The following is an 8,935-nucleotide window of genomic DNA, read 5'->3' on the forward strand; positions in this document are numbered from 1 at the left end:
GAGGGATTCAAAATGAGAATCGGTATACCTAAAGAAATTAAAAATAATGAGAACAGAGTTGCCATGACACCAACAGGAGTTATTAATTTGAAGAGAGCCGGACATGAAGTATTTATCGAAACAGCTGCAGGACTTGGGTCAAGTTTTAAAGATGAAGATTATGAAAAAGCTGGCGCCACCATTGTATCTTCTGCTGAGGAAGCATGGGCTCAAGATATGGTTATGAAGGTAAAAGAACCACTTCCTGAAGAGTATGCCTACTTCCGTGAAGGACTAATTCTTTTCACATACTTACACTTAGCAAATGAGCCAGAATTAACAAGGGAACTCGTCGATAAAAAAGTTGTTGCTTTAGCTTATGAAACCGTACAACTTCCAGATAACTCACTACCATTATTAACACCGATGAGTGAAGTGGCTGGTACAATGGCAACGCAACTTGGTGCTCATTATTTAGAAAAAACACAAGGCGGAAAAGGTGTTGTACTTGCTGGGGTTCCAGGTGTTAAACGCGGGAAAGTTACGGTCATCGGCGGTGGTGTAGTAGGTACAAATGCTGCGAAAATTGCTGTAGGACTTGGTGCAGAAGTTTCCATTCTTGACTTGAACCCAACTCGTCTGCGCGAGCTCCACGAAATATTTGGCAATAATGCTAACGTGCTTATTTCCAATGATGTAAACATTGAACAGGAAGTAATTGATTCTGATATTGTTGTTGGCTCCGTGCTCATCCCAGGTGCAAAAGCTCCTGTGCTTGTATCAGAAGATATGATTAAACAAATGGAAGATGGTTCTGTCATTGTAGACGTTGCAATTGACCAAGGTGGAAACTTCGAAACAAGTGACCATGCGACAACACATGCTGATCCTGTTTATACAAAACATGGGGTTATCCATTACACCGTAGCAAACATCCCAGGTGCCGTACCAAGAACAGCAACAATTGCACTATCAAACGTTACAGTTCCTTATGCGATTCAAATTGCGAATAAAGGATATAAAAAAGCGCTACTCGATAATCCTTCATTACTTAAAGGTTTGAACACTTTAGATGGTAAAGTAACCTATCAAGCGGTAGCAGAAACATTCGACTTGCCATTTGAAGATGCGATTGGATTATTGAATAAATAATGATTGAAAAGACCTTTCAGGTGATTACTCCAAAAGTTAGATTATAACTCTAACTTTTGGGGGCGGCACCTGTTCCTAGCTTGGAAAGGGTCTTTTTATTTTTTTTAGAAAGTATACTAGTGTATAACGAATTAACCTTTTCTCCGACTATCTCCCACACCAAATATTCGAGTCATGCATACTATGATTATAATTTTTAGTGAAGTTTGAAGTGTAAACTTTCTCACAATCCACATTGATATGGATAATAATAAATAGTATCATTCAAATCAGACAAATTTTTTCATTTTTCCGCAAAAACATAGATAATACTATCCAGATTGTAAAGAAATTATGGCATTCTGGATATATCATATCAGTATAAAAGGGAGGGATGATAATGGAGCTTTTCATGCTGTTTTTCATTTTCTTAATGGGCGTCATTGCTCTAGGAGTTTACTTTTTACCAACCATCATAGCTAAGATAAATAATCAACCAAACTTCCTATCTATCTTTGTATTGAACCTATTTTTAGGCTGGTCCTTGGTTGGATGGGTCATATCACTAGTTTGGGCTGTTAAAAAAGTTTAACCTGAAAAGATGCTAATATTTTACTGCACTAATACGAATACTTTTATAAAAGAACCGGGAATAAAAGCATGAAAAGTGATTCATGCTTTTTCCTTTTTATTAAAATATGACACGATTCAAAGCAACAGGAGGATTTTAATTGAAAATATACACACTGACCACAACACAGCACCTCCCCGTTCCCCAACAAAAAGCGTGGGATTTCCTGTCCAACCCTTCTCAATTAGAGAACATTACCTCAAGTGATTTATCATTTAAACCAGTCCATCCCCTTCCACAAAAACTGAAAGAAGGGATGACTTTCCGTTATCAAATCAGACCTTTCTTAGGTCTTCGCATGAACTGGCAGACGGAGATTACCCGTATTGAAGAAGGCAGCATGTTCATCGATATTCAACGCTCCGGGCCGTTTCGCTATTGGCAGCACGAGCACCGCTTGATCCAGAAAACGGATGGTACAGAGATGCGTGATACAGTAGACTACGCGATGCCGTTCTCTATCTTTGGGAACATAGCACATCGAATATTTATCCGAAAGATGTTGGAAGACATATTTGAATACCGGAAACGGGCAATCGCAACCTATTTTGAAAACAACTAAGCCCCAAAAAATCCCAAGGCCATTTTATAATGAACTTGGGATTTTTAATGAAGCAATCCATTCAACCAGACCTCGTTTCAAGCGCCACTTCAGGTCCTTTTCTTCCTTTTATATAATTCCAAGCATAAATCACAAATATAATTACATAACCAATAATATCAGTTACAAGCTCGGGAACAATCAAAAGCAAGGAACCGACCCCGAGAATGATTCGAGTGATGACACCTAAATGTGTTTTAATATACCCTTCGACCGCCGCACTAATTGCAATGACAGCTATGGCCGAACTGATTGTGACAATTAGGATATCCATTACTGCGGCAAATGGAAATTCCGTTGCATTGACCGGTAATCCAGTTGGATTAATCAAAAGCATTGCGGGTTCGTAAACAAAAATGAACGGAACGATGAATCCTGCTATCGATAGTCTGAGGGAGATAAATCCGGTTCGCATCGGATCTCCTCCTGCAAGTCCTGCCCCGGCAAAGGAAGCGAGTGCTACAGGTGGAGTAATGTTTGCAAAAATACCAAAATAAAATACAAACAGGTGAGCGATTAGAACCGGAATACCAAATTCCGCAAGTGCAGGAGCAGCCATTGTCGCGGTAATAATATATGCCGGAATGGAAGGGAGGCCCATCCCTAGTACAATGGAAGCAAGCATTGTCAGAATTAACGTAAGCATGAGTGAACCTGCACCAAGGCTAGTAATAGCAGACGTCAATGTCGCTCCAAAACTTGTTAAGTTAACAACACCAATTACGACACCGACAACTCCACAAGCAATAATTGTTGATAGGGATTGTCTCGTTCCCGTTTCCAGCGCTTCGAAAATATCTTTAATCGACATTCTCGTATGTTTCCTAAACCAAGATACAATCACGGTAATTACAATTGTATAAAAGGCTGAAAATGAAACTGGAAATCCGTAGAACAGCATTGCAATTAAACATATAAGCGGAATGAGCAAATGCCATCCATTTTTCAGCACTTTTTTCAACTCGGGCAGATCTGCTTTCGGTAACCCTCTCAAGTTTGCTCGTCCTGCCCGGTAATGAACTTGCATAATACTACTCAGGAAAAATAATAGTGCTGGGATCAATGCTGCGAGGGCAATCGTTCCATACGATATCCCAGTTGTTTCCGCCATAATAAAGGCACTCGCCCCCATAACCGGTGGCAATATCTGTCCACCAATAGAGGAACTTGCCTCAACTGCTCCAGAAAAGTTTTTATCATAACCGATCTTTTTCATTAACGGAATCGTAAAGGCTCCGGTACTAACGACGTTACCGACTGCGGATCCGTTAATTGATCCCATAAAGGCACTTGAGATAACAGCTACCTTAGCGGGTCTCTTTCGTCACAATATGAAAAGCTAGACCAACAAATAAAAACCCACTAACAAAGTTCCCAATCGTCACAGGTATTTGATTCCATATCCACCAGTCCGCCATACTGATATCCGCTCCGACCATCATGGCTGCAGGTATTACAAACATATTCACGACAGCGTGCTCAAACCCTTGAGCGAAGAAAATGAAAATTGGTATCCACATGGCAGTAATCTTTCCGATTGTGGAGGTGGATGTAGCATTCATCAGGACTCCTAACGTAACCATAAAGTTGCATAGCATCGCCTTTACAAATACAACAACCATTCCATCCCAGCCGTATGCCTTATAATCTAATGTTTTACTTTCTGCTACAGAAATTAATTTTTGTATTATGATTGAGTCCTCAATATTTCCAAAATGTGTAATATAGATTGTGTATAATACCGCATAGATAACACTACCAGCCAAGTTTCCAATAAAAGCCCATGTGAAGTTACGAGCAATAATGGGCACGGTTATATTATTGCGAAATCGTGCGATCGGCATCGCAACAAAAGATCCCGTTACAAGTTCAAGATTCAATAATAGAGTTATAACAAATCCAGTTGGAAAAATAAGCGCCCCAACAATATCTAGCCCTGTTTGAGTTGCACCAGTAAATGCCAATGTTGTCGCATATCCTAATAATACACCAGCTAGCATCGCTTTAATCAAAATGTGACTAATTGGCAATTGTGCTTTATTCTTTCCAGCCACTGCAACAGACTCAATTACTTGAGGTGGTTTCACATAGTCCATATCCATCTACCCTTTTCATTATAATAATCATTTGTTCACTTTTTCACATTACTTAAGTGTTACGTCCATTATAATCTATTTTCGGGAGATTGAGTCTGACAGTTTTGTGTACATATAGTTATCGACTTGGATGATAGGCTCTAATCTAAATCTTATCATGGCAACATAAAGTGAAATTTCATTCAGTGGGGTATTACAGACCGTTAATACGTGATTAAAAAGCCAGAACCGATTGCAGCTCAGCTATCAGTTCCGGCTAAAATAGATTTATGAATAACATTTCACCTAGCCCACTTCCCTCACTTTCTCCATTTACATCGATTCCAGACAAAATACCCACATTCTAATATAACACTCGGAACTTACGTTAGAATGTGGGCTCTCTATCCATCTATTGACTTTTACTCATACGTGAAATCATCCAGCAAAATTCATATCGTAGCCGAAATTTAATTAATCACTTCAGCAGTATCAAGACTCAAGTGTTTTCGAACCGTTCCATGTGGGTCAATGACATATTTTCTTGCTGCCCCGCCGTCAAACTTTTTATATCCATCTGGTGAGTCACCAATAGATATAACCGTAGCGTTCACCACTTTTGCAATTTGTGCACGATCACTTAAAATCGCCTGCATTAAATTACGGTTATATTTCATTACAGGCGTTTGTCCCGTAACAAAATGGTGTGCTTTTGCAAAACCTAATCCAAACCGGATTTTAAGGGTTCCCTCTTTTGCCTCCGCGTCAACTGCACCCGGGTCCCCCGTAACATATAATCCAGGAATACCGAGACGTCCTCCCGCTCGCGTTATATCCATAATCGAGTTCAGTACCGTCGCTGGTGCTTCCCCGGCATCTCTTCCATGTCCGCTCGCCTCAAAACCTACCGCATCTACTGCACAATCCACTTCCGGTACACCTAAGATTTGCTCGATTTGCTCACCAAGATCATCATGCTCTCTCAAGTTTACCGTTTCACAGCCAAAGCTTCTCGCCTGAGCCAACCGTTCTTCATTTAAGTCCCCTACAATGACAACCGATGCACCAAGCAATTGTGCAGAGTGAGCAGCCGCAAGTCCAACCGGGCCGGCTCCTGCTACATATACCGTCGATCCCATCTTAACTCCTGCACTATAAGCACCGTGATATCCAGTCGGGAAAATATCCGAAAGCATCGTTAAATCAAGAATCTTATCCAGCGCCTGGTCTCTATCAGGGAATTTTAACAACTGGAAATCAGCATACGGAACCATCACATATTCGGACTGACCACCGACCCAGCCTCCCATATCTACATAACCATATGCAGAACCTGGACGATCTGGATTTACATTTAGACAAATATGTGTGTCTTGCTGGCGACAATTGACACAACGCCCACAAGCGATGTTGAACGGGACAGAAACAATGTCACCTTTTTCAATGAACTCTACGTCACTGCCGACTTCTATTACTTCTCCCGTAATCTCGTGCCCCAATACCAAACCACTTGGAGCAGTTGTTCTTCCGCGAACCATATGCTGGTCACTTCCGCAAATATTTGTTGCAATCACTTTTAATATTACCCCGTGATTACATTTCCTTCCGACGTTCAGCGGGTTAACTCCTGGTCCATCGCGAAGAACAAGATCTGGATAGCCAATATCCTTCACTTCAACCTCTCCTGGTTTGGAATACACTACTGCTTTGTTTGACAAACGAATCACTCCTTAAAAATAATTTAAAAAGGGTGTCCATCATGTAGGCGTTGCTCTCTAAATCCGATTATATCATGGTTTAACAACAATTCAAATAATTTTGATTTACATGAATTTACAAACCACGACACAATAATGTCTGTTACGATTTTAATTTTGAGAATTATACCAAGTATAAGTCGATTTCTAGTTAAAAATGTCAAACAAAAACTAGAACTGCAATTTATTCCTACAGTTCTAGCTTGATGAAAAGTCTTCATTACTTATTCGATTTCTTTCTCAGAAACAATCACACCATCTTCATCTGCATAGACGAAACTCCCCGGTTTCCAGTTCACACCACCAAAAGTGAAACTTACGTCCCGCTTACCAATTCCATTCTTTTTACTCTTTAGTGGATTCGTTCCGAGCGCTAAAATCCCAACATCCATTGTAGCAAGATCCGCTGAATCACGAACACAACCATTTATGATTATCCCCGCAAGTCCACGAGAGACAGCAATCCCTGCCAATCGGTCACCCATGAGTGCACAGTTTCTTGACCCACCGCCATTTACGACAATGACAGAACCTATAGGCACCGATTCAAGAACCTCCTCAACCAAAACATTATCCTCGTAAACGTGAACCGTTTCAATTTTTCCCGCAAAACGTCGCCGCTTCCCGAAAGAACGAAAATCCAACTTACAAACTTGGACCTCGCTTGCATGGTCATCACATATGTCTGCTGTTTTAATATTATCCATTATCGTTTCCCCCTTTTACTGATCTCTTCTTAACTAGCGCGGATTTCTGCACATTCCTGGAATTAGAAAGATGTCGACCAACATCCATAACCAAAGAATGCCGAGCGGAATGTAACCGATTAAGATCCATTTCGTTGCCCAACCAGTTACTCCTAGCAGTAATTGCATAATTCCAGTTCCAATTCTTCCCATATAAAAACGGTGGATACCAAACTGACCAAAGATGAGCCAGAGGATATATGCTAGTGCAATACTTTTTTGATACATGATGCGCCCTCCTGTTTGACTACCTAATCATGAAATAATAACACAACTATATTATCTATTATCCCACTCGCACATTTCCTCAAACACCCAGTTGAATCGATTCACCTTTTTTTCGTTTAACATTAAGCATTTTAATTGAAGCTCTTGATAATTTCTTGTTCCCTAAAAAGGTAGCAATATTCTTAAACTTCATTATAAGCGACGGATAGCGTCCTGTCACGCCTTGAAAGACTTGATAGAATTAAAAAGAGATACCCTTTAAAAAAGAGTATCCCTTCTATAATTAATAGGCTTTCACGCCTACATCACCTTTAATTTTTTCAATAAAATAGTGAAGTTGTTTCTTTGTCCGGTTCAACATATCCTCATCTACAATAACGTTATCAGTTGTTTTATCAATGTCGCTGTCCTGGAAATAAAGCCCTTTTAAATTCTGCGCTTTCATCGTTGCCAGTAGCGGTTTCAATGCATATTCTAGCGCTAATAAATGAGAGGAACTGCCACCTGTCATGACAGGGAGCACATATTTATTTTGTAAAATATCTTGTGGCAAAATATCGAATAATGCCTTGAGTACGCCAGAATAGGAAGCCTTATATACAGGGGAACCGACAATTACCCCATTCGCTGTTTCTAATGTCTTGGTAATTTCCTTCAGTTTAGGGCTAGTGAAATTTGCAAAAAGCAAATCGTCTGCATCCATATCTTTTACTGAAATATGCTTAACAGTATATCCTTCCGTCTCCGCAAGGTCACCTAAATAGTAAAGGATGCGTTCTAACCGTGATAAAGCGGACGGACTGCCTGAAACAATTACAATTTGCCCCATCATTATCCCCCTTTCCCGATTTTAAACATGACCTATTATCAAACTAATTTTGTTCATCCACTCCGCTAACGCTTTTTTCTAAATGTTCAATTCCTACTTTCGTAACCTGTGCGTCGAAACTTCCACTGAATGATGTTTCATTTTATGATGATACTTTATTTTTGTTGTTATAACGATTTTCGATAAAAGGCAATCCTAAATTTCCTCGTAATGTATCACTTTCATAGTTGCGGTTGAAATATCCCTTTTCTTCTAAAATCGGGACGACAAACTGGAGAAAATCATCATATTGCTTACCCATTACATATAGATTGATGACGAAACCATCGGCAGCTTCGTTATCTACCCACTCCATCATTTTATCAGCTACTTGTTCATACGTACCGAAAAATTCATTTTTCGGAGTTGCTACACGTAATGCAACTTCTCTTAATGTTAAGTTTTCGTTCTGCGCCATCTCTTTAATCTGATCTGTCGTTGATTGGAAACTATTTTTCCCTACATCACCAATATCTGGGAAGGCTTCATCAAGCGGAAACTGGCTAAAATCAAAATGATCAAAGTAGCGTCCGAGGTAATTTAATGCTTCCTCAATGCTGATTAAGTTTTTTATTTCCTCGTATTTCGCTTTAGCTTCTTCTTCCGTTGCACCAATGATGGGAGACAGTGATGGTAATATAACAACGTCCTCACGTTTTCGCCCATTTCTAACTGCCTGATTCTTTAAATCGCGATAATATTCTTGCGCACTTTCCAATGTTGCTTTATTCGTGAAAATGGCTTCCCCATGTTTCGCTGCAAAAGCAATTCCTGTTTTTGAAGCTCCTGCCTGGAAAATCACCGGCTGCCCTTGCTTTGAACGTTCAATATTTAACGGACCATGCACTGTGAACTGCTCCCACCACTTACCATCCTTATGGGTCGCTTGAAGTGGGGGCTTCTCGACTTATCGTTGCTT

9 protein-coding genes and 1 pseudogene are annotated in these 8,935 nt (G+C 40.1%); 3 read left to right on the forward strand and 7 right to left on the reverse strand.

The genetic code is table 11. The annotated features are described in order from the left end of the window. The first annotated feature begins 12 nt into the window (after positions 1 to 12). The 3 genes from ald to IEX94_RS03690 all read left to right on the forward strand — a co-directional run bounded on the left by ald (position 13) and on the right by IEX94_RS03690 (position 2,303). Positions 13 to 1,131: an alanine dehydrogenase gene (gene ald / locus IEX94_RS03680; protein WP_156857550.1), complete on the forward strand. Its 1,119-nt coding sequence runs from the start codon at positions 13 to 15 to the stop codon at positions 1,129 to 1,131. Between the two features lie 379 nt (positions 1,132 to 1,510). Then, positions 1,511 to 1,702, forward strand: coding sequence for a superinfection immunity protein (locus IEX94_RS03685; RefSeq protein ID WP_229782546.1), 192 nt, complete (start codon positions 1,511 to 1,513; stop codon positions 1,700 to 1,702). 139 nt (positions 1,703 to 1,841) lie between these two features. Then, a complete protein-coding gene (locus IEX94_RS03690; RefSeq protein ID WP_188856069.1) occupies positions 1,842 to 2,303 on the forward strand; it encodes an SRPBCC family protein in 462 nt (153 codons plus the stop codon). A gap of 61 nt (positions 2,304 to 2,364) precedes the next feature. Here IEX94_RS03690 and IEX94_RS03695 read toward each other — a convergent pair. The 7 genes and pseudogenes from IEX94_RS03695 to IEX94_RS03725 form a co-directional block, all read right to left on the reverse strand. After that, a pseudogene (locus IEX94_RS03695) lies at positions 2,365 to 3,657 on the reverse strand (TRAP transporter permease); the annotation flags it as partial. Next, on the reverse strand, positions 3,650 to 4,438 hold the full coding sequence (locus tag IEX94_RS03700) for a formate/nitrite transporter family protein (protein WP_194461788.1): 789 nt from the start codon (positions 4,436 to 4,438) through the stop codon (positions 3,650 to 3,652). The gene IEX94_RS03700 and the pseudogene IEX94_RS03695, both read right to left, overlap by 8 nt. 449 nt (positions 4,439 to 4,887) lie before the next feature. After that, positions 4,888 to 6,135, reverse strand: coding sequence for a formaldehyde dehydrogenase, glutathione-independent (gene fdhA, locus IEX94_RS03705; protein ID WP_156857544.1), 1,248 nt, complete (start codon positions 6,133 to 6,135; stop codon positions 4,888 to 4,890). A 263-nt stretch (positions 6,136 to 6,398) separates the two neighbouring features. Next, on the reverse strand, positions 6,399 to 6,881 hold the full coding sequence (gene rraA, locus IEX94_RS03710; protein ID WP_188856071.1) for a ribonuclease E activity regulator RraA: 483 nt from the start codon (positions 6,879 to 6,881) through the stop codon (positions 6,399 to 6,401). Positions 6,882 to 6,914: 33 nt separating this feature from the next. Then, positions 6,915 to 7,148 carry a TM2 domain-containing protein gene (locus IEX94_RS03715; protein WP_188856072.1) on the reverse strand — a complete coding sequence of 78 codons (234 nt, stop codon included), beginning with the start codon at positions 7,146 to 7,148 and terminating at the stop codon, positions 6,915 to 6,917. 283 nt (positions 7,149 to 7,431) lie between these two features. After that, entirely contained in the window at positions 7,432 to 7,977 is a 546-nt protein-coding gene (gene ssuE, locus IEX94_RS03720) for an NADPH-dependent FMN reductase (protein WP_188856073.1), read from the reverse strand. 142 nt (positions 7,978 to 8,119) lie between these two features. Then, positions 8,120 to 8,863 carry an LLM class flavin-dependent oxidoreductase gene (locus tag IEX94_RS03725; RefSeq protein ID WP_188856074.1) on the reverse strand — a complete coding sequence of 248 codons (744 nt, stop codon included), beginning with the start codon at positions 8,861 to 8,863 and terminating at the stop codon, positions 8,120 to 8,122. Positions 8,864 to 8,935 lie beyond the last annotated feature (72 nt).

The sequence above is a fragment of the Oceanobacillus indicireducens genome (genome assembly GCF_014647195.1).
In the GTDB taxonomy this organism is placed as follows: Bacteria; Bacillota; Bacilli; order Bacillales; family Amphibacillaceae; genus Oceanobacillus; species Oceanobacillus indicireducens.

What these genes read in the sequence shown, in the direction of transcription:
- ald (WP_156857550.1), top strand. Translation starts at nt 13, where the DNA reads ATGAGAATCGGTATACCTAAAGAAATTAAAAATAATGAGAACAGAGTT.
- IEX94_RS03685 (WP_229782546.1), top strand. Translation starts at nt 1,511, where the DNA reads ATGGAGCTTTTCATGCTGTTTTTCATTTTCTTAATGGGCGTCATTGCT.
- IEX94_RS03700 (WP_194461788.1), bottom strand. Translation starts at nt 4,438, where the DNA reads ATGGACTATGTGAAACCACCTCAAGTAATTGAGTCTGTTGCAGTGGCT.
- rraA (WP_188856071.1), bottom strand. Translation starts at nt 6,881, where the DNA reads ATGGATAATATTAAAACAGCAGACATATGTGATGACCATGCAAGCGAG.
- IEX94_RS03715 (WP_188856072.1), bottom strand. Translation starts at nt 7,148, where the DNA reads ATGTATCAAAAAAGTATTGCACTAGCATATATCCTCTGGCTCATCTTT.
- ssuE (WP_188856073.1), bottom strand. Translation starts at nt 7,977, where the DNA reads ATGGGGCAAATTGTAATTGTTTCAGGCAGTCCGTCCGCTTTATCACGG.